Genomic DNA, 16272 nt, shown 5'->3' with positions numbered 1-16272 from the left:
GGCCGCGCATCCTTCGAGGCTCGCAAGGGCTCGCATCTCCAGCGACAACGGCTTCGCCATTGCGCGGGGATGATGGTTCCTATCCCTCCCCTGCCAGCTTGAACGTCCCCTCCATCATTTGCACGCAGCTGCCGCCGACATGGGCGGAGATGATCTTGCCGTCCTGCTTGCGCACGCGCGTCAGCAGCAGGCTCGGCCGGCCCATGTCAAAGCCCTGGCCGACCGTGAGCTTGAGCTCGCCATCGCGCACGGGATCGAGATCGGCGAACAGTGCGGCCGCGGCAACCGTGGCGCTGCCGGTGGCGGGATCCTCAGCGTAGCCGCCGGCGCCGCGCATGAACATCCGCGCCTGGATCTCGCTAGGCGCCTCCGCCGCGGGCACATCGCGCGTATAGAACCACACCGAGACTGCACCGTCGCGCGGCAAGAGCCTGCCGAAGGCCGCCGCGTCGGACCTGGCCCGCTTCAGCGCATCGCGCGAACGTACTTCCGCCACCACGAAGGGCGTTCCGACGCCGACGACCTGCGGCGCATGGCGATCGGTCCTGATGTCATCGGCGCTCAGGGAGATGCAGGCCGCGACGTCTTCGGCAGAAAGCTGCGCAAGCCGTGACAGCGGCTGCGGCGCGGTGAGCTCGGTGCTGACCACCCGTCCCTGCTCGCGAAAAATATCGACCGGCACGAGCCCGGCCTTCTCCTCGAATAGCAGGCGCGGCTTCGGCTCCTTGGCGAGGCTCGCCAGCACGAAGGAGGTGCCGATATTGGGGTGGCCCGCAAAGGGCATCTCCCGGACCGGGGTGAAGATACGCACCTCGGCATCGTTGGCCTTGTCACGCGGCGGCAGCACGAAGGTGGTCTCGGAGTAGTTGAACTCGGTCGCGATCGTCTGCATCTGCGCCGTCGTGAGCCCGCCGGCGTCGAGCACCACGGCGAGCTGGTTGCCGCCGAAGGCGCGGTCGGTGAACACGTCGACGGTGATGTAGCGGCGCTGCATCGTCACTTCCTCATGCAAGTCGCGGCCGCGACCGGCCGCATCGGGCGGCAGTCTATAAGCCGGCGACATCGCTCGTCATGCCCCAAAATTCGGAGCAATCGGAGCAATCGCGGAAGAGATTCTAGAAGCCTTCAACGAACCGCGGCTCGCTTCAACGAAACGCGACTCACATTTGAAGGCCCCCTCAGCCGAGCTGAAACACCGCCACCTTCCGCTCATAGCCGCGCACCTCGACCTCGCCGAGCGCAACGGCATCGTCACCATCGTTGCCCAGCGCCTCGCGCACGGTCGCGGAAATCAGCAGTTGCGAGCCGAACTCCTTGTTCAGCGCCTCCAGGCGCGATGCGAAGTTCACGGTGTCACCGATCACCGTGTACTCCTTGCGCCGGGGCGAGCCGATATTGCCGGCGACGACCTCGCCGAAATGAATGCCGATGCCGATGCGCAGCGGCCAGCTCGTCTGTGCGTTGATGCGGTCCATCGCACTCAGCATCTCGCGGCCTGCGGCCACCGCGCGATGCGCGGCGTCGGAGGCTTCCAGCGGCGCGCCGAACAGCGCGAGAAAGCCATCGCCGAGAAACTTGTTCACGATGCCGCCGTGGCGATCGAGGACGTCGACCAGCACCGCAAAGGCGCCATCGAGCCGGTCGACCACCTCCTGTGGGGTGCGCGACTGCGCGCCCGCCGTGAAGCCGCGGAAATCGACGAACATCACAGCGACGCGGCGGACGTCGCCGCCACCGCTGGTTCCCGCCGCCATCAGCCGCTCCACCACCTGCGGAGAGACGTGCTGGCCGAACAGGTTCGTCACCCGGTCGCGTGCGGTCGCCGCCGCGATGCTCGCGGCGAACTGGCGGCGCAGCTGAGCGCCGACCGCGCCCGCCAACGCGCCACAGATCAGGATGACGATGCTGCGCACAGCGTGGAAATAGATCAGGGGCTCGCCGGCCTCGTCGGCCGCGTTGTAGAGCAGCGCGACGGACAGAAGCCCGGCTGCGGCGACGAAGCCTGTGAACGCAGAGAGCCAGAAGTCGAGCCGCAAGGTCGAGAGGATGACGAAGATGAAGTACATCAGCGGCACGGCGAAACCGAGCGCCTGGCTCGCGCCCATGGTCCGGGTTTGCAGGATCAGGATCACCGTTGGCAGCGAAGTCTCGATCAGCGTGCCGATATAGCGCCGGATCACCGGCAGATCGCGATCGAGCCGGAGGTTCTTCCTGATCTGGGTGTGGACCCAAACCTCGAACAGGATGAAGCCGCCGAGCAGGCCGTAGACCTCGACAAGCCCTTCCGTTCCGCGCCACACCCGGTTCACCACACTGGGGTCGATCAAATAGATCGCGGTGAGCAGCACCATCATGACGCAGCCCGTCATGATCAGCGCCCGCACCCGGAGCAACTCGGTGCGAAGCACTTCGCGTGTCAGCTCGCGCTCGAAATCCTCCGATAGCACGGCGTGCTGCCGTGTCCTCCTGCTGGCAAATCTGACCATTCCGCCCCTCGATTCCGGGGTATTGTGCCTCAATCCAGCGTGCGGCGGAAGCGCGTCACGGCGATGGTCATGGCGAGCGCCATCAGGATCGCCAGTGCCAGGGCGTCGAAATGCAGATTCTGCATGGTCGCGCCCTTCAGCATGATGGCGCGGACGATGCGAAGGTAGTGCGTCAGCGGCAGGCATTCGCCGAGGTACTGCGCCCAGGTCGGCATGCCCGCGAAGGGAAACATGAATCCGGACAGCAGAATGCTCGGCAGGAAGAACATCATCGACATCTGCATGGCCTGGAGCTGGTTCTGCACCACGGTCGAGATGGTGTAGCCGATCGACAAATTGGTGGTGATGAACAGCGTCGAGAGCAGTGCCAGCAGGAACAGATTGCCGAGCACGGGGACGCCGAACAGGCCAACCCCGATGCCGATGATGAGAAACGCCTGCACGAAGCCGACGAGCACGTAAGGCACGATCTTGCCGAACATCACCTCGACCGGCTTGATCGGCATCGACAGCAGGCTCTCCATGGTGCCGCGCTCGACCTCGCGCGTGACCGACAGCGCGGTGAAGATCAGCATGGTCATGGTGAGGATGGTGCCGACCAGGCCCGGCACGATGTTGAGGCTGGAGCTAGCTGCCGGGTTATAGCGGGCATGCGCGCGGATCTCGAACGGCATCTCCGGGGGATCGCCGATGTAGAGATCGTGCTTGAGCGCGGTCTGCACGACCATGCCGAGCGAGCCGATCGCCGCGCTCGCCGCCACCGGGTCGGTGGCATCGGCCGCAACCAGCAGCGCCGGCCTGTCGCCGCGCCGCACCGCGCGCTCGAAGCCGCGCGGGATCTCGACACCGAACAGCACCTTGCCGGATTTCAGCAGATTGTCGAAATCCTCGACATCGTGCACCTCGTAAAGGAAGCGGAAATAGGCAGTGTTCTCCAGAGCTTTCAGGATCGAGCGGGCGAGATCGGAGTCCTCCTGGAGCAGCACCGCGCTCGGCAGATGATGCGGCGTGGTGTTGATGGCATAGCCGAACAGCATCAGCTGCATCACCGGCAGCATCACGATCATCGCGAACGAGACGCGGTCGCGCCTCAGCTGGATAAACTCCTTGATCAGCATCGCATAGGAGCGCCGCAGGAAGCCGAAGCGCTCGCGGATTTCGTGCTGTGGTGCGGGATGATCGACGGCACTCATTGGAAATTGTCCTTGGAGCGCCCCATCAGTTCGATGAACACGTCTTCCAGTGAGGGATGCGACTTCTGCCAGTGCAGGCCGCTTCGCTCGCGCCACGGCGCAATGCTGGCTTCGAGCGCGGCAACGTCCCGCCCCGAAACGTGCAGCGAGGTGCCGAACGGCGCCACCATATCCACGCCGGGCTTGCCGGTGAGCTCGGCCGCGAGCTCGTTCAGGTCTTCGCCCGTCACGGTGTAGGTCGTCAGCGCGGATTTCGCGATCACCTCCTCCACGGTGCCGTGCACCAGCAGATGGCCGTAGGCGATGTAGGCGATCTCGTGGCAGCGCTCGGCCTCGTCCATGTAATGGGTCGAGACCAGCACGGTGAGGCCCTCGGCGGCAAGCGCGTGGATCTCGTTCCAGAAGTCACGCCGCGCCTTCGGATCGACGCCGGCGGTCGGCTCGTCCAGCAGCAACAGTTTCGGACTGGGCAGCGTGCAGGCACCCAGCGCCAGCCGCTGCTTCCAGCCGCCGGAAAGCTCGCCCGCAAGCTGCTCCTCGCGTCCCGAGAGCCCGAGCCGCTTGATCATGTCGCGCGCTGCCCCGCGCGCATCGGCCAAGCCATAGAGCCGCGCGACGAATTCGAGGTTCTCGCGCACCGAAAGATCCTGATAAAGGCTGAAGCGCTGGGTCATATAGCCGACCTGGCGCTTGATCTTTTCGGCATCGCGGCGGATGTCGTAGCCGAGACAGGTGCCCTCGCCGCTATCCGGGGTGAGGAGACCGCAGAGGATACGGATGGTCGTGGTCTTGCCCGAGCCGTTGGGCCCGAGGAAGCCGTAGATCGAGCCGCGCTTCACCTGCATCGACAGATCGTGCACGACCTCGCGGCCGCCGAACGATTTGGTCAGGCCCTTGACGTCGATCGCGATGCCGCTCTCGCCATTCATCGCTTGTCCGCCACCGGTGTCTTCGGATTGAGATAGACGTCGATCGGCTGTCCGACCCGCAGCGCGTCGGGGCGCGACGGCCGCGCCTGGATCAAATAGACCAGCTTGTTGCGCTCATCGAGGCTGTAGATGACAGGCGGGGTGTATTCGGCCGAGGTCGCAATGAAGTAGATCTTTGCGGTGAGATCGGCCGCGCAATTGTCGCAGCCGATCCGCACCGTGTCGCCGATCGCAAGCTTCGGCAGCGCGGTCTCTGGCACGAAGAAGCGCAGCTTCATGTTGCCGGGCGGCATGATCGACAGCACCGGGCGCTGCGCCGCTACCATCTCGCCCTCGCGGAAATAGATCTGCTGGATGGTGCCGGCAACGGGCGCAAAGCCCTTGCGCCGCGCCATCCGCGTCTCCGACGTCGCCACCCGCGCTTCCGCGACGCGCAAGGCAGACACGGCCGAATCGAGATTGGCCTGCGTGCCGGAGCCGGTCTTGCTCAGCGAGGCTGCGCGGTCATAGGTCTGTTGTGCGTTGGCGAGCGTCGCCTTTTGCTGATTGAGATCGGCAAGCTGAAGGTCGTCGTCGACGGAATAAAGGGCATCGCCGACCTTGACCTCGTCGCCCTCGCGGACATTGAGCTTCGTCACCCGCCCCGCTTCGTCCGGGCTGACGAAGATCATGTCGGCCTCGACCCAGCCCTGGAAGCCGGGATCACGCTTTTCGTTGCACCCGGCGAGACCGGTGGCGAGTGCCAGAACCGCGATCGCACAGAGGCGCGACAGATTCGGCTGTCGATCCCTCACCCTGAGGAGCCGCGAAGCGGCGTCTCGAAGGGCGAGAAGCCACAGCCGGGCCTGCATCCTTCGAGACGCGCGTTCCGCGCTCCTCAGGATGAGGTGAGAGATGGTTCGTGACGACGTCATGTCGTCCTCCGTTCGCCAAAAATCAAATCGAGATGAACGCGCAGCATGTCCTGCGCGTCGAGCGGCGCGTGCCGCGCAAACAGGCTTTGCCAGATCACCGCAATCATCGCGGGCGCGACCAGGATCTGCGGATAGCGCGCGAGGTCCTTCTCCCGGATCTCGCCGCGGGCGATCCCGAGCTCGATCAGCGTGCGCATCGCGGCGATCCCGCGCGAGACGACCTCGCGGTAGTAGAAGTCGGCGACGGACGGAAAGCGCGGGCCCTCCGCCACAATCAGGCGTACCAGATCACCCCGCCTGGTGCCGATGACCTCTTTCAGGAAATTGCTGGCAAAGGCCTCGACGAGGTCGCGCACCGAGCCCGTCGGCGGCGGCAGTGCGGTCAGCCGCGCCACGACCGGCACGATCACGACGCGCACCAGCTCCTCGAACATCGATTCCTTGTCCTTGAAGTGCAGGTAGATCGTGCCCTTGGCGACGCCGGCGCGTTTGGCAATGTCGTCGAGTCGCGTTGCGGCAAAACCGCGGGCGATGAACTCCTCCATCGCGGCGTCAACGATCGCCGCGCGCCGCTCCTGCGCGCGCGCAGCACGGTTCGATGCAGGCACCCCTCCGCGGGCTGCCGCAGGCTCCGCGCTCTGTGCCGACTTGTTGGCGAGCTTGGTCGACTTCTTCATCATTAGATGTATATGACTGACTAGTCAGTCATAGTCAAGTTAAGGCTGTTCTCTTGGGTAGCCTCAGACGAATTAGTATTGACTAATTAATTAGCGTCGGCTAATTGAATGACATGATCGAAACCGCTCCAAACCCCGTCACCACTGTGATGCGCGCCCTCGCCGACCCGACGCGCCGGGCGGTGTTCGAGCGCGTGTTCGAGAGCAAGGAGATCACCGTCGCCGAGCTGACGCGCGGCAGCGGCGTAACCCAGGGCGCCATCTCGCAGCACCTGAAGTCGTTGAAACAGGCGGGCCTCGTCGCCGAGCGCGCAGAGGGCCGCAACGTCTATTACCGCGCCGCGCCGCAGGGGCTCGAACCGCTGGTCACCTGGATGGACCATTACGGCGTGTTCTGGCGCGAGCGCTTCCAGAATCTGCGTGACCTCTTGAAGGAGATCGATCCGTGAGTGCTGTTGCTTCCAAGATCCAGACCCAGGACATCGTCATCGACGAGGTCTTCCCTCACGCCGTCGCGACGATCTGGAAGGCGCTGACCAGCGCACAGCTGATTGCGCGCTGGCTGATGCCGCCGACCGGTTTCGAGGCCGTCGAAGGCAACACCTTCACGTTCAAGACCAACCCGGCCGGCGCGTGGGATGGCACGATCCATTGCCGCGTTCTGGAGGTCGTGCCGAACCAACGCTTCGCCTATGCCTGGAAGGGTGGCGACGAGGGTAACACCGGTTACGGCTCGGCGCTCGACACGGTCGTCACCTGGTCCCTCACGCCGGTCGAAGCAGGGACGCGCGTGCGCGTGGTGCACTCCGGCTTCGTGACGCCGACGAACGACACCGCTTATCGCAACATGAGCGACGGCTGGGTCAAGGTGCTGCAGCGGCTGGATGCCATCTCCGGCGAAGACAAGTAGGGAAGCACCTCAATGGACAAGCCCTATACCGGCGGCTGCGCCTGCGGCGCGATCCGCTATTCGATTGCCGGCGAACCCCTGTTCAGCAATCACTGCCAGTGCCGGGACTGCCAGCGCGAAAGCGGCAGTGCGCATGGCTCATACGCGACGTTCGCACGAGCCGGCGTCACGCTAACCGGCGAGGCGAAGCATTGGGATATCGTCGCCGACAGCGGCAACGTGAAGACGCGCGGCTTCTGCACGCAGTGCGGCGTGCCTGTGTACATGACCTTCGCGGCGCAGCCCGACGTCTTCACAATCCGCGCCGCGAGCCTCGACGAGCCTGCCCGCTACAAGCCGCAGGCAGTCACTTTCGCCGCGCGCGGCCATGACTGGGATCGCCTCGATCCCAGCCTGGTAACGTTCGAAGGCATGCCGCCTGGATGAGGCGCTAGCCGAAATCAAGCACCATGCGACCGTCGATCTTGCCGGCCTTCATCCGCTCGAAGACATCGTTGATCTGCGCTAGCGGCACCTTCGTCACTTCGGCCTTCACCTTGCCATCGGTGGCGAATGCGACGGCTTCGTCGAGGTCGCGCCTCGTGCCGACGATGGAGCCGCGCACCGTGATGCGCTTGAGGACGACGTCGAAGATCGGCGTCGGGAATTCGCCCGGCGGCAGGCCGACGAGGCTGACGGTGCCCTTCCGGCGCACCATCTTGAGCGCCTGGGCGAACGCGGCGGTCGAGACCGCCGTCACCAGCACGCCGTGGGCCCCGCCGCCGGTTGCCGCAAGAACCTGGTCCACCGCACCAGCGGTGAGGGCATTGACCGCGAGATCGGCGCCGGTTTCGCGCGCCAGCTCCAGCTTGTCCTCGGCGATATCGACGGCAGCGACCTTGAGCCCCATCGCCTTGGCGTACTGAATCGCGACATGGCCGAGCCCGCCGACACCTGAGATCACCACCCACTCGCCGGGCCTGGCCTCCGTCTCCTTCAATCCCTTGTAGGTGGTGACGCCGGCGCACAGGATCGGCGCGATGGCGGCGAAATCGACCGTCGCCGGCAGCTTTGCGGCGAAGGCGGCCGAGGCGATCACATATTCTGCGAAGCCGCCGTTCACGCTGTAGCCGGTATTGTGCTGGTGCTCGCACAGGGTCTCCCAGCCGGTCTCGCAATATTCGCAAGACATGCAGGCGTCGTGCAGCCAGGCGACGCCGACGGCATCTCCGACTTTCAGATTCTTCACGCCGGGCCCGAGCGCGGCGACGGTGCCGGCCGCCTCGTGGCCGGGAATGAAGGGCGGTACCGGTTTCACCGGCCAGTCGCCGGAGGCTGCATGCAGATCGGTGTGACAGACGCCGCAGGCCTTCACCTTGACCAGAATCTCGCCGGGGCCGGGCTGCGGCACCGGCACGTCCTCGATCACCAGCGGCTTGCCGAATTGCTTGACGACTGCGGCTTTCATGGTCGGCATCTGTCTGCTCCTCTGCATTTTGGAGCAGAATAACGACCCCGCGCCGCGCTCCTTTGATGGGCGTCAAACAGCACAAAGTTTGCGCAAGGCGGCCCATCATGACACCACGATGACGCCGCGCCGATGCCGGCGTGTCAGCTATGGAACTTCAGGCCATCGACGATCTTGTCGATCACCTTGCGCTCGGCGCGCATGGCGATGCCGACGAGGTTGAGATCGTTGCGCGCCACGGCCCTCACCGCCTCGCGATTGGCGGCATCGTGCGTGGTGCTGAACATGTCCTCGGTATAGACCGCCGGCTTGACGTTGCGCGCGAGCGCACGATCCAGCGCGCGCGATAGTGCCGGCCCGTCGGCGCCGTAGATCAGGATCGGCTGGCCGATCAACGCATGATAGTTCGTGCCCGAGGCGTCTTCATAGGCATCGCCAATGCATTCGGGAAAAGCCGCGGCAATGCCGCTGGTGAGGAAGGACGCGACGTTGAGCTTCTGCCAGGCCTGAAGATCGGTGCGGATCACGACCGCGATCTTGGTGTCGAACTGCATCTATTCCTTCCACTGTCATTCGGGGGCGGTCCAAAGGACCGAGCCCGGAATCTCGAGATTCTCAGGTGCGCAATTGCGCACCATAGCTCGATGCTACGCATCGCCCCGGAATGACAGCAAGAGGAAATCAACCCTTGGCGTCGCAGGCCCAGGCGCGGATCACGCATTCCTTGCCGCCGTATTTGTAGCATTCGCGCGTGGCGGCGTTGAGCGAGGCAGAGATCTTCGGCTTGACGGCATAGCCATAAGCGCCGCAGGGGTTGGCGAGATCGACCGACATCGCAGCGCAGGCGCGCTTCATCGTCACGGTCGTGCAATCGCCCTTGCACTGCTTCTGCGCCGCGGCACGCGCCTCGTGCTCGTGGCCGTAATCAAAGGCCTGGCCATAAGCGCCGCATTTGCCGACTGCAATCGCGCCGGCGGCATGGGCTTCGGTGATGTAGCGGGCGCCCGTGACGGCAACTGACAAGACAAAGCAAAACATCGCGCAACGGCGCGCGACGACGTTCGAAGCCATGGAAAATCCCCTCCCCCAAGGCAGGTGGAGGCGACTCTAAGCGGCGGTCGTTTCCAGATGGTGAACGGGTGGTTGAAATCGTGCGCGCACGGGTGGATTAGCGAAGCGCAATCCACCTCTTTTGTATCCGCGCAGACACACAGGTGGTGGATTACGCCTTCGGCTAATCCACCCTCCGCAGCTACGGCACCGTCATCCGCCTCGCGCAGCTTCCAGCGCCTGCGGCGTGTCGATATCGAGGAAGGCGCTTTCGCCGTCGACGGGCACCTCGGCTACGGCCTCGGTGTGCTTGGCGATCAGATGGCGCGCGCCGACGTCGCCATCGAGCGTCATCAGCTCCTTGAAGAAGCGGCGCGACCACAGCACGGGATTGCCGCGGCGGCCCTCGCTCACGGGCACGACGATGAGATTGCCGCGATCCGGTGCGAAGCCGTCGATGAGACGATCGATCAGACCGGCATCGATCAGCGGCATGTCGCCCAGGCACACCACGGCGCCGTCGCAAGCTTCAGGGACGGCAGCGATGCCGGCCTTGACCGAGCTGGCGATCCCGCCGGCAAAATCCGGATTCCTGACGAACTTCACCTTCAGACCCTGCAGCGCCTGCTCGACCAGCTCGGTCTGGTGGCCGGTGACCACGATCACCTCGGATGCCCTGGAGGCCAGAGCCTGCTCGGTCGCGATTCGCACCAGCTTCTTGCCGTCGAGTTCGGCGAGCAGCTTGTTTGGCCCGCCCATCCGGGTCGAACGGCCCGCCGCGAGCACGATGGCGGCGACCTGGCTATTGCCCTCGGTCTCGGGCTGTGCGCGCGGCTGCGGCCGCGTCACGATCTCCATCAGGAGGCCGCCGACGCCCATACCCATCAGCTCCGAGCGCGTCACCTTGATGCCGGCGAGGAGCCGCATCAAGACCCAGTCGAAACCGTTCTCGACCGGCGAGCGCGCACAGCCCGGTGCGCCCAGCACCGGAACGTCGCCGGCCCGCGCGATCAGCAAGAGATTGCCGGGGTCGACCGGCATGCCGAAATGCTCGATCTCGCCGCCGATCCCCGTGACGGCCGCCGGAATCACGTCGCGGCGGTCGGCGATCGCGGACGCGCCGAACACGATGACGAGCTCCGCACCGAGGCCGAGCAATTCCTTGATCGCCGCCGACAGCGCGGCTTCGTCGTGCTGGACCCGCCGCTCGGCGATGATGCTGGCACCGGCGGGTGCGAGCCGCTCGGCCGTGACGCGCAGCGTCTTGTCGATCACCTTGGATGACAGGCCCGGCAGCAGCGTCGAGACCACGCCGACGCGCTGGATCACGTAAGGCGCGATCTTCAGCACGTCCTTGCCTGCGGCTTTCACCGCGGCATCGCGCAAACTGCCTTCGACGCCGAACGGGATGATCTTGACGGTGCCGACCATCTCGCCCTCGACCACCGGCTTGTAGGCGGTGAGCGTCGCAAAGGTGATGGCTTCGTCGATGTTGTTGATGCGGTCGACCGCGGCGCGGTCGATCACCAGCACGCCCGGACGTGCGGCGAACAGATTGGCACGGCCGGTGAAGGCACGCTCGACATGAATGCCCTCGCCGCCGACGGCCAGCGCGATGCCGGCGGCCGCAACGTCCTCGGAGACGTCGCCCGCCTCCATGCGCACCACGACGATGTCCTTGATGCCGGCGCGCGTGAGCTGCTCGACCTCGGCAGGCCCGATCGTCGTGCCCTTCTTCAGCACCAGCGGTCCCTGGCGCAGGGTATGGACGGTCACCCCGCCGATTGCATCCTTGGGGCTCGCCGGGCCGAACTTCATGCCGCTTCTTCTTTTTCTTTGGGTGGCAGGCGGAGCACCGCGGTGATCTCCGCCATGATCGACACCGCGATCTCGGACGGGGAGACCGCGCCGATCGCGAGGCCAATGGGCGCGTGAATGCGCGCGATGTCGCTTTCCTTGGCGCCCTGCGCCCGCAGCCGGTCGCCGCGCTTGGCGTGCGTCTTCCGCGAGCCGAGAGCGCCGATATAGAAGCAGCCGCGCTCGAAGGCGTGCAGTAGCGCGGGGTCGTCGATCTTGGGGTCGTGCGTCACCGCGACGAAGGCGGTGTAGGCATCGACATTGAGCGGCGGCAGCGCGGTGTCCGGCCATTCGGCCACCAGCGGAACGTCGGGAAAGCGTTCGGGGCTGGCGAACGCCGTGCGCGGATCCACGACGGTCACGTCGTAGCCGAGCGAGCGCGCCAGCGGCGCCAAGGCCTGGCTGATATGGACCGCGCCGACGATGACGAGTTTTGCGGTCGGCGCGTAGACGTTGAGGAACAGCTTCTTGCCGCCGGCCTCGACATTGGCGCTCTTGCCCATGCGGAGTTGCTTGTCGAGTTCGGCGCGCAAGGGATCTTTTGCAAAATCCTTCGCCTTCACCAGCCGCTGCTCGCCGCTCTCGGTGTCGGTCACCAGGATCACCGGCCGGCGCGCGGCGCGCTCGGCGTTGAGTTCGTGCAGGATCTCGAGCTTCACGGCTAACCGACCTTTTCGACGAAGACGCGGATGGTGCCGCCGCAGGACAGCCCGACATTCCAGGCGGTCTCGTCGGCGACGCCGAACTCCAGCATCCTCGGCTTGCCGCTCTGGATCACGTCCATGGCCTCGGTGACCACGGCGCCCTCGACGCAGCCGCCGGAAACCGACCCCAGGAACGTACCCTCGTCGTTGATGACGAGGCTGGAGCCTGCCGGGCGCGGCGCCGAGCCCCAGGTCTCCACCACGGTGGCGAGCGCGACGCCACGGCCGGCCTTCTGCCAGTCCTCCGCCGCCTTCAGAATATCCTCGTCGCGATCGAGCATGGGGTGCCTCTCAAGCTGCGGAGCGGATCAGGCTGCGGTGATGCGGCGGCAGCGGCCGGGAGAGCGTCGTGATCAGCTCCTGGATCGAACTCAAATTATGTACCGGGCGGAATTCGTCAACGTGCGGAAGCATCATTTTGATGCCCTGGGCCTTGGCCTCGAAGCCGCCGAACCGGAGCAGCGGGTTGAGCCAGATCAGCCGCCGGCACGAGCGGTGCAGCCGGTCCATCTCGAAGGCGAGCCTGGAATCCGCCTCCCGCTCCAGCCCGTCGGAGATCAGGAGCACGATGGCGCCCTGGCTCAGCACGCGCCGCGCCCACAATTTGTTGAAGTTGTGCAGCGAGGCCGAGATCCGCGTGCCGCCGGCCCAGTCCTCGACCGAGGCAGAACAGCTCGCCAGCGCCTCGTCGGGATCGCGCTGGCGCAGCGCGCGGGTGACGTTGGTCAGCCGGGTGCCGAACAGGAACACCGAGACGCGCTTGCGCGCATCGCCGATGGCATGGAGGAAATGCAGGAACAGGCGGGTGTACTCGCTCATCGAGCCCGAGATATCGAGCAGCGCCACGATCGGCGCCGGCTTCTCGATCCGCCCGAGACGATGGATGTCGATGATGTCGCCGCCGGTGCGCAAGGAGGCGCGTAGCGTGCGGCGCAGGTCGAGGCGAAGCCCGCGCGCATCAGGCCGGTGCCGGCGCGTCAGAAGCTCGGCCTGCGGCAGATGCATCCGCTCGACCGCACGCAGCGCCTCGCTGATCTCGGCGGCGCTCATCTGCGCAAAATCCTTCTTCTGAAGGATCTCCCTGTCGGACACCGACAGGCGCAGATCCTGCTCCTGGTGCTGCGGCGTCTCGGTCATGCGCGGCTGCGACATCGCCTCCTGCACGCGGCGGGAGCCCGCCTGCGGCTTCTTCTTGGCCTGGTCCGGCAGCGGCACCGAATCCAGCATGTGCTTCCATTCTTCCGAGGCGCGGAAGAACAGGTTGAAGGCCTGCTTGAAGATCAGCGCGTGCTCATGACGCTTGACGAAGATCGCCTCCAGCGTGGTGAAGACATCGGCGCGGTTACCGATGTCGATCACCTGGAGCGCGCTCATGGCGTCGATGACAGCGCCCGGCCCGACCGGCATGCCCGCAGAGCGCAGCGCGCGGGCGAAGCCGACGATGTTGTCGGCGAACTGCTCGGTCTGCGCGGGCGCCAGGTGGTTGATGGCCATGGTCTCGTATCCATCCCCTCGTCATTCCGGGACGCGCCACTTGTCGCGAGCCCGGAATCCATACTCCCGATCGTGGTTATGGATTCTCAGGTGCGCAATTGCGCACCATAGCTCGCGACTTCGTCGCGCCCCGGAATGACGAGCTCAGTTGTAGCGCGAGATCAATTCTCGCTCGTCGCGTCCTTCAGCACCTTCTGCAGGGTATCACCCTGCATGCGGGTGATGTCGTCCTGGTATTTGAGCAGCGCGCCCAGCGTGTCGCCGACCACTTGCGGGGTCAGCGAGCGGGCATCTAACTCCGACAGCGCGGTGGCCCAGTCGATGGTCTCGGCGACGCCCGGCGACTTGTAGAAGTCCTGGTTGCGCAAAGCCTGCACGAAGCGCACGACCTGCTGCGACAGCTTGGCGGAGATGCCGGGCACGCGCGTCTTGACGATCGCGAGCTCGCGCTCAGCGGCGGGATAATCGACCCAGTGATAGAGACAGCGCCGCTTCAGCGCGTCGTGGATCTCGCGGGTGCGGTTGGAGGTGATGATGACGATCGGCGGGCTCGGCGCCTTGACGGTGCCGAACTCCGGGATCGTCACCTGGAAGTCGCTGAGGATTTCGAGCAAGTATGCCTCGAACGCCTCGTCGGCGCGATCGAGCTCGTCGATCAGCAGCACCGGTGGTCCCGCGACGTCGGGCTCCAGCGCCTGGAGCAGCGGCCGCTTGATCATGTAGCGGTCGGCGAAGATGTCGCTCGAGAGCTGGTCGCGATCGGTGTCGCCGGCGGCTTCCGCCATCCGGATCGCGATCATCTGCGCGGCGCTGTTCCACTCGTAGACCGCGGAGGAGACGTCGAGGCCTTCGTAGCACTGCAGGCGGATCAGCTTCCGCCCGAGCGCAGCGGACAGGACCTTGGCGATCTCGGTCTTGCCGACGCCGGCCTCGCCTTCCAGGAACAGCGGCCGGCCCATGCGCAGCGAGAGATACGTCACCGTCGCCAGCGACCGCTCCGCGAGGTAGCCGCGCGACGTCAGGAGTTCGAGCATCGCATCGACCGATGCCGGCAACCCAACTGAAGTATTGGCCCCGGAAGTATTGGCCGCTGAAGTCATGAAAAAGCCAGTCTCGCTACGCCCTCACCGGGGACAAGTTTGGGCCGAGGCGTGAGGTCACCTCACTCCTTGGCGTTGGCGGCGTCGACGGCGCGCCGGGTCAGCACGCCGATGAGATGCGCGCGGTATTCGGCGCTGCCGTGGATATCGCTGTTGAGGCCCTCGGCCGGCACCTCGATGCCGTCAAGCGCCTTCGCGGCGAAGCGCTTCTTCAGGGCTTCCTCGAACGCAGTGACGCGGAACACGCCTTCGGAGCCGGCGCCGGTGACGGCAACCCGCACGTCGGACGGACGCCGCGCCACGAACACGCCAACCAGCGCATAGCGCGAGGCCTGGTTGCGGAACTTGACGTAGGCCGCCTTCTTCGGCAGCGGGAACATCACCTTCGTGATGATCTCGTCGGCTTCCAGCGCGGTCGAGAACAGGCCCTGGAAATACTCTTCGGCCTTGAGGCGCCGCTTGTTGGTGACGATGGTCGCGCCCAGCGCGAGCACGGCGGCCGGATAGTCCGCGGTCGGGTCGTTGTTGGCGAGCGAGCCGCCGATCGTGCCCTTGTGACGTACGGCGGGATCACCGATTCCGCCGGCAAGATTCGCGAGCGCCGGGATCGCCTCTCCGACGATGGCGGAGGTCGCGACCTCGGCGTGCTTGGCGGTGGCGCCGATTACCAGCGAACGGCCCTTCATCTCGATCGTATTGAGCCCCTCGATATGGGAGAGGTCGACCAGATGCGGGGGGCTGGCGAGGCGCTGCTTCATGACGGGAATCAGCGTGTGGCCGCCAGCGATCACCTTGGCGTCTTCGTTCTTCACCAGGAGGTTGGCGGCCTGCCGCACGGTCCCGGGGCGATGATATTTGAATTCGTACATCTGAATGTCCTGATCGCGGGATGCGCGTTACGCGAGGTCGGATTTCGCCATCGCCTTGGCGCCGGCGGAGATCGAGGCGACGATGTTCTGGTAGCCGGTGCAGCGGCAGAGATTGCCTTCCAGTTCTTCCCGGATCGTATGGTCGTCGAGCTCGTTGCCCTTGCGGTGCACGATGTCGATCGCGGTCATGATCATGCCCGGCGTGCAGAAGCCGCATTGCAGGCCATGGTGCTCGCGGAAGGCCTCCTGCATCGGATGCAGCGGCGCGCCGTCTGCGGCCAGCCCCTCGATCGTCCTGACCTCGTGGCCGTCGGCCATCACCGCAAGCGTGGTGCAGGATTTCACGGCCTTGCCGTCGACATGCACGACGCAGGCGCCGCACTGCGAGGTGTCGCAGCCGACATGGGTGCCGGTCAGGCGCAGATTCTCGCGCAAAAACTGCACCAGGAGGGTGCGGGGATCGACGTTGGCGGTGACTGGATTGCCGTTCACGATGAGGGAGATTTTTGCCATAAGCACTCTCTATCAGCGCCCCGACGGGTCCCGTCGAAGCGGTTCTTATAATTATTCCAACCCATCATATGGGCCATTATGCCCCGGGGCAACATCGCCCGGGACGCAAGGTGCCATGCCGAAGGCGAT

At 65.4% G+C, this 16272-nt stretch carries 19 protein-coding genes; 3 read left to right on the top strand and 16 right to left on the bottom strand.

Features of this window, described 5'->3' with window-relative positions; all coding sequences use genetic code 11:
* Positions 1-79: 79 nt before the first annotated feature.
* The 6 genes from XH81_RS08910 to XH81_RS08885 form a co-directional block, all read right to left on the bottom strand.
* Positions 80-994 (bottom strand): PhzF family phenazine biosynthesis protein, encoded by a 915-nt coding sequence (locus tag XH81_RS08910; protein ID WP_028142918.1) that lies wholly within the window; start codon positions 992-994, stop codon positions 80-82.
* Between the two features lie 184 nt (positions 995-1178).
* Entirely contained in the window at positions 1179-2486 is a 1308-nt protein-coding gene (locus tag XH81_RS08905; RefSeq protein ID WP_028142917.1) for an adenylate/guanylate cyclase domain-containing protein, read from the bottom strand.
* A gap of 29 nt (positions 2487-2515) precedes the next feature.
* A complete protein-coding gene (locus XH81_RS08900; protein WP_028142916.1) occupies positions 2516-3679 on the bottom strand; it encodes an ABC transporter permease in 1164 nt (387 codons plus the stop codon).
* The gene (locus XH81_RS08895; RefSeq protein ID WP_028142915.1) at positions 3676-4608 is read right to left on the bottom strand and encodes an ABC transporter ATP-binding protein; all 933 of its coding nucleotides are present in this window, start codon (positions 4606-4608) and stop codon (positions 3676-3678) included. The genes XH81_RS08900 and XH81_RS08895 overlap by 4 nt, the downstream gene beginning before the upstream one ends.
* Positions 4605-5522 (bottom strand): HlyD family secretion protein, encoded by a 918-nt coding sequence (locus tag XH81_RS08890; protein WP_240536402.1) that lies wholly within the window; start codon positions 5520-5522, stop codon positions 4605-4607. Before XH81_RS08890 ends, XH81_RS08895 begins: the two co-directional genes overlap by 4 nt.
* Positions 5519-6202: a TetR/AcrR family transcriptional regulator gene (locus tag XH81_RS08885; RefSeq protein WP_028142913.1), complete on the bottom strand. Its 684-nt coding sequence runs from the start codon at positions 6200-6202 to the stop codon at positions 5519-5521. Before XH81_RS08885 ends, XH81_RS08890 begins: the two co-directional genes overlap by 4 nt.
* 110 nt (positions 6203-6312) lie before the next feature.
* Between XH81_RS08885 and XH81_RS08880 the strand changes: the two genes are divergently transcribed.
* From XH81_RS08880 to XH81_RS08870, 3 genes are read left to right on the top strand one after another with little or no spacing between them, the layout of a single operon-like run.
* Positions 6313-6648, top strand: a complete 336-nt coding sequence (locus XH81_RS08880) for an ArsR/SmtB family transcription factor (protein WP_028142912.1) — start codon at positions 6313-6315, stop codon at positions 6646-6648.
* Positions 6645-7109: an SRPBCC family protein gene (locus XH81_RS08875; protein ID WP_028142911.1), complete on the top strand. Its 465-nt coding sequence runs from the start codon at positions 6645-6647 to the stop codon at positions 7107-7109. The genes XH81_RS08880 and XH81_RS08875 overlap by 4 nt, the downstream gene beginning before the upstream one ends.
* A 12-nt stretch (positions 7110-7121) precedes the next feature.
* Entirely contained in the window at positions 7122-7535 is a 414-nt protein-coding gene (locus XH81_RS08870) for a GFA family protein (protein ID WP_028142910.1), read from the top strand.
* Positions 7536-7539: 4 nt separating this feature from the next.
* On the opposite strand, the gene adhP is transcribed toward XH81_RS08870, so the two are convergent.
* The 10 genes from adhP to XH81_RS08820 all read right to left on the bottom strand — a co-directional run bounded on the left by adhP (position 7540) and on the right by XH81_RS08820 (position 16143).
* Positions 7540-8565 carry an alcohol dehydrogenase AdhP gene (gene adhP, locus XH81_RS08865; protein ID WP_028142909.1) on the bottom strand — a complete coding sequence of 342 codons (1026 nt, stop codon included), beginning with the start codon at positions 8563-8565 and terminating at the stop codon, positions 7540-7542.
* A 134-nt stretch (positions 8566-8699) separates the two neighbouring features.
* Complete coding sequence (locus tag XH81_RS08860; RefSeq protein WP_028142908.1) at positions 8700-9110, bottom strand: DUF2000 family protein; 411 nt, start codon at positions 9108-9110, stop codon at positions 8700-8702.
* A gap of 127 nt (positions 9111-9237) precedes the next feature.
* Entirely contained in the window at positions 9238-9627 is a 390-nt protein-coding gene (locus XH81_RS08855) for a DUF4189 domain-containing protein (protein WP_028142907.1), read from the bottom strand.
* Between the two features lie 192 nt (positions 9628-9819).
* Positions 9820-11424, bottom strand: coding sequence for an NTP transferase domain-containing protein (locus tag XH81_RS08850; RefSeq protein ID WP_028142906.1), 1605 nt, complete (start codon positions 11422-11424; stop codon positions 9820-9822).
* Positions 11421-12122, bottom strand: a complete 702-nt coding sequence (locus XH81_RS08845) for an XdhC family protein (RefSeq protein WP_028142905.1) — start codon at positions 12120-12122, stop codon at positions 11421-11423. The genes XH81_RS08850 and XH81_RS08845 overlap by 4 nt, the downstream gene beginning before the upstream one ends.
* Before the next feature lie 2 nt (positions 12123-12124).
* Positions 12125-12448, bottom strand: coding sequence for an XdhC family protein (locus tag XH81_RS08840; RefSeq protein WP_007602422.1), 324 nt, complete (start codon positions 12446-12448; stop codon positions 12125-12127).
* A gap of 10 nt (positions 12449-12458) precedes the next feature.
* Positions 12459-13661: a vWA domain-containing protein gene (locus tag XH81_RS08835; protein WP_028142904.1), complete on the bottom strand. Its 1203-nt coding sequence runs from the start codon at positions 13659-13661 to the stop codon at positions 12459-12461.
* A 161-nt stretch (positions 13662-13822) separates the two neighbouring features.
* A complete protein-coding gene (locus XH81_RS08830; RefSeq protein WP_028142903.1) occupies positions 13823-14761 on the bottom strand; it encodes an AAA family ATPase in 939 nt (312 codons plus the stop codon).
* A gap of 62 nt (positions 14762-14823) precedes the next feature.
* A complete protein-coding gene (locus XH81_RS08825; protein WP_028142902.1) occupies positions 14824-15630 on the bottom strand; it encodes an FAD binding domain-containing protein in 807 nt (268 codons plus the stop codon).
* Between the two features lie 27 nt (positions 15631-15657).
* The gene (locus XH81_RS08820; protein ID WP_028142901.1) at positions 15658-16143 is read right to left on the bottom strand and encodes a (2Fe-2S)-binding protein; all 486 of its coding nucleotides are present in this window, start codon (positions 16141-16143) and stop codon (positions 15658-15660) included.
* Positions 16144-16272: the final 129 nt, after the last annotated feature.

The organism is Bradyrhizobium sp. CCBAU 25360 (assembly GCF_028128695.1).
Lineage (GTDB): Bacteria > Pseudomonadota > Alphaproteobacteria > Rhizobiales > Xanthobacteraceae > Bradyrhizobium > Bradyrhizobium ottawaense.
The sequence above is the reverse complement of the archived record's forward strand: the minus strand, read 5'-3'. Positions and strand labels throughout refer to the sequence as shown.

Bases quoted from the DNA above. Each gene is read 5' to 3' on its own strand.
- XH81_RS08910 (WP_028142918.1), bottom strand. From the start codon at position 994: ATGCAGCGCCGCTACATCACCGTCGACGTGTTCACCGACCGCGCCTTC.
- XH81_RS08905 (WP_028142917.1), bottom strand. From the start codon at position 2,486: ATGGTCAGATTTGCCAGCAGGAGGACACGGCAGCACGCCGTGCTATCG.
- XH81_RS08900 (WP_028142916.1), bottom strand. From the start codon at position 3,679: ATGAGTGCCGTCGATCATCCCGCACCACAGCACGAAATCCGCGAGCGC.
- XH81_RS08895 (WP_028142915.1), bottom strand. From the start codon at position 4,608: ATGAATGGCGAGAGCGGCATCGCGATCGACGTCAAGGGCCTGACCAAA.
- XH81_RS08890 (WP_240536402.1), bottom strand. From the start codon at position 5,522: ATGACGTCGTCACGAACCATCTCTCACCTCATCCTGAGGAGCGCGGAA.
- XH81_RS08885 (WP_028142913.1), bottom strand. From the start codon at position 6,202: ATGATGAAGAAGTCGACCAAGCTCGCCAACAAGTCGGCACAGAGCGCG.
- XH81_RS08880 (WP_028142912.1), top strand. From the start codon at position 6,313: ATGATCGAAACCGCTCCAAACCCCGTCACCACTGTGATGCGCGCCCTC.
- XH81_RS08870 (WP_028142910.1), top strand. From the start codon at position 7,122: ATGGACAAGCCCTATACCGGCGGCTGCGCCTGCGGCGCGATCCGCTAT.
- adhP (WP_028142909.1), bottom strand. From the start codon at position 8,565: ATGCCGACCATGAAAGCCGCAGTCGTCAAGCAATTCGGCAAGCCGCTG.
- XH81_RS08860 (WP_028142908.1), bottom strand. From the start codon at position 9,110: ATGCAGTTCGACACCAAGATCGCGGTCGTGATCCGCACCGATCTTCAG.
- XH81_RS08855 (WP_028142907.1), bottom strand. From the start codon at position 9,627: ATGGCTTCGAACGTCGTCGCGCGCCGTTGCGCGATGTTTTGCTTTGTC.
- XH81_RS08850 (WP_028142906.1), bottom strand. From the start codon at position 11,424: ATGAAGTTCGGCCCGGCGAGCCCCAAGGATGCAATCGGCGGGGTGACC.
- XH81_RS08840 (WP_007602422.1), bottom strand. From the start codon at position 12,448: ATGCTCGATCGCGACGAGGATATTCTGAAGGCGGCGGAGGACTGGCAG.
- XH81_RS08835 (WP_028142904.1), bottom strand. From the start codon at position 13,661: ATGGCCATCAACCACCTGGCGCCCGCGCAGACCGAGCAGTTCGCCGAC.
- XH81_RS08830 (WP_028142903.1), bottom strand. From the start codon at position 14,761: ATGACTTCAGCGGCCAATACTTCCGGGGCCAATACTTCAGTTGGGTTG.
- XH81_RS08825 (WP_028142902.1), bottom strand. From the start codon at position 15,630: ATGTACGAATTCAAATATCATCGCCCCGGGACCGTGCGGCAGGCCGCC.
- XH81_RS08820 (WP_028142901.1), bottom strand. From the start codon at position 16,143: ATGGCAAAAATCTCCCTCATCGTGAACGGCAATCCAGTCACCGCCAAC.